Genomic DNA, 2,290 nt, shown 5'->3' with positions numbered 1-2,290 from the left:
ATGATATTTATAAATAAAGTAAGAGAATACTCAGATGACAAAAGTGTAGATATCAAGACAGCAATAACCAATGCAATAGATTACTGCATAGAAGAAAATATTATGAGAGAATTTTTGATAAAGCATAAGGCGGAGGTGTTTAGTGTGTGTATAACAGAATTTGATGAAAAGATATATGAAGCAGAGTTAAGAGAAGAAGCCCGAGAAGAAGGACGTACTTTAGGATTAGAAGAAGGACGTACTTTGGGACGTGAGGAAGGACGTAACTTGGGACGTGAAGAAGGTCGTATATTGGAACGAATTGAAATGTACAAAGAGGATAATTACTCAGATATGGATATTATGAAAAAACTCATTTTACGATTTGATATAACACTCCAAGAAGCGCAGGAATACCTTGATAAATACTATGAAGAAACCGATAAAAACAATCAATAAGTTTATAAAAAGTTTATACTTTTTCTTGAAATCCCCCCCTATGATTACCCCCTAAAAGGGGGGAGATTTTTTTAATTCTCCAAGTTATCCTATCTGTGCAGTTGAGAGTTATTGACGAACAAAAACTGCACAGATAGGAGCATTTATTAATTGTAGATGGCACGATAAGTATTAGTACCACCTTTTCAAAGAAGTATTTCATATATTGGACTATCTTATAAAGTAAGCTTTACAAAATATTAAATTACAGCTGGCTCTTATCTGAACATAAAACATCAACAACATGTTGATGCGACAGATTATTTATTCATTAAAAACTGTACGGCTGTAGTTAACAATATGCTTACAATATCTTTTTAATGTAACTTATAATTTATAACATGTAAGTTAATCGTATTGAAATATGTTTTCAGTATGCAAAAAACTTAATATCATACTCTGACCAAAGTATCTGGCACAGTGCATGTCTGTTTTTTCATCCATGCATTAATATGACTTGTTAACTTTTAATAGCAGTGAAATGCCATATATTATTATACTATTATCATACTATTGATTATATGTTTTATTAAAAAATCTTAAAAATCACTGTTATCATTCACCAGTCTTTGGTGTCATATTATGCATACGTCTGTGCTTATGTTGATTGTATTATAATTAGTTATACAATTGATATATCTTAAGTTGTTATGTAAGCAATCTGATATGAGTGTTGTGCTAAACAGAGTAATATAATGTGCATGATGTCTGGAATATGCTACTGTATTTAATATAAGATGGAATCTTTGATATTATAATACATATAGTATTATCGAGAATTATTCGCAACTTTGAATCATACTAAACTGAAGTATTATATATGTATGATTCTGCTTCTACAAAGTATATAAAGATGTATCAAGTCTTTAATTCAGTATATCTTTGTATGCTGTCTATATACTTTCTTTTTTCATGCATGACTTACAGATTAGCATTATGTTGTATTATATAGCACACATCTATTTTCTATAATGTATTGTGCCATGATGGTTGGAGTATTTATTATTAATTATTAATATTCATTTCTTATATCTAATCTAATTAAAACTAATATCTTAATCGTATTCACATCTGCAATTAATAAATTAAGTTACATTTTAGGCATTCTCAGTCGATGGGAGTGCCTTTATTCTTTTTTTATACCTGGAATTAGATTTGAATAATATTTTTAGCTATTAACAGAAATGTTTATACTTGCGAATATAAAATAGTCTAGTGATAGATAAAAAAATGTTCACTCTTTGTGTTTGATGATTTTGGTTGCTAACAGGCAAAATGAGAGAACACATGAAGACTAAAATCTATGCAAGAGTTAATTCTATAGGTATGAAATTAATTCTTGCAAGGTAGAATTTAAAAGTACATTTGACCTGTTATACGGGCAAAGTGAAAAACAAAAAAGCGAAAATATGTTTGCGTTTTATTGCTGTATATGATATACTAATAGTACTAGTAATAGCTAATAATGTTATTAGTATATTGTATATAATACTTGCTATAAGTAGCTGATAGCAAGTATTAACATACTGACAAGAAACATACAGACAAGAGAGGATTTTTATGGCATCAACTAATGAAACAGTAGGTATTAACCGTACTTACAAGGACAGACTTTTTAGATTAAGATTCGGTTCCGAAGAGTATAAAGAGGATATGTTATCACTTTATAATGCACTTAACGGAACAGAATACAACAACACAGAAGATATCAGGATAACGACACTTGATGATGTAATATACATGAAGATGAAGAATGATATATCAATTCTTTTAGACAGCAACATGGTCTTGTGGAAATAGCAGAGTTCGATTA

General features: G+C 29.3%; 1 protein-coding gene and 1 pseudogene. Both read left to right on the top strand.

All coding sequences use genetic code 11. The annotated features are described in order from the left end of the window. Nucleotides 1–438, top strand: a pseudogene (locus KQI85_RS16230) (hypothetical protein); the annotation flags it as partial. A gap of 1,599 nt (nt 439–2,037) precedes the next feature. Next, nucleotides 2,038–2,277: a hypothetical protein gene (locus KQI85_RS16225; protein WP_216577062.1), complete on the top strand. Its 240-nt coding sequence runs from the start codon at nt 2,038–2,040 to the stop codon at nt 2,275–2,277. Nucleotides 2,278–2,290: the final 13 nt, after the last annotated feature.

Origin of the sequence: Falcatimonas sp. MSJ-15 (assembly GCF_018918265.1) — a bacterium.
In the GTDB taxonomy this organism is placed as follows: domain Bacteria; phylum Bacillota; class Clostridia; order Lachnospirales; family Lachnospiraceae; genus Falcatimonas.
The sequence above is the reverse complement of the archived record's forward strand: the minus strand, read 5'-3'. Positions and strand labels throughout refer to the sequence as shown.

Bases quoted from the DNA above. Each gene is read 5' to 3' on its own strand.
- KQI85_RS16225 (WP_216577062.1), top strand. From the start codon at position 2,038: ATGGCATCAACTAATGAAACAGTAGGTATTAACCGTACTTACAAGGAC.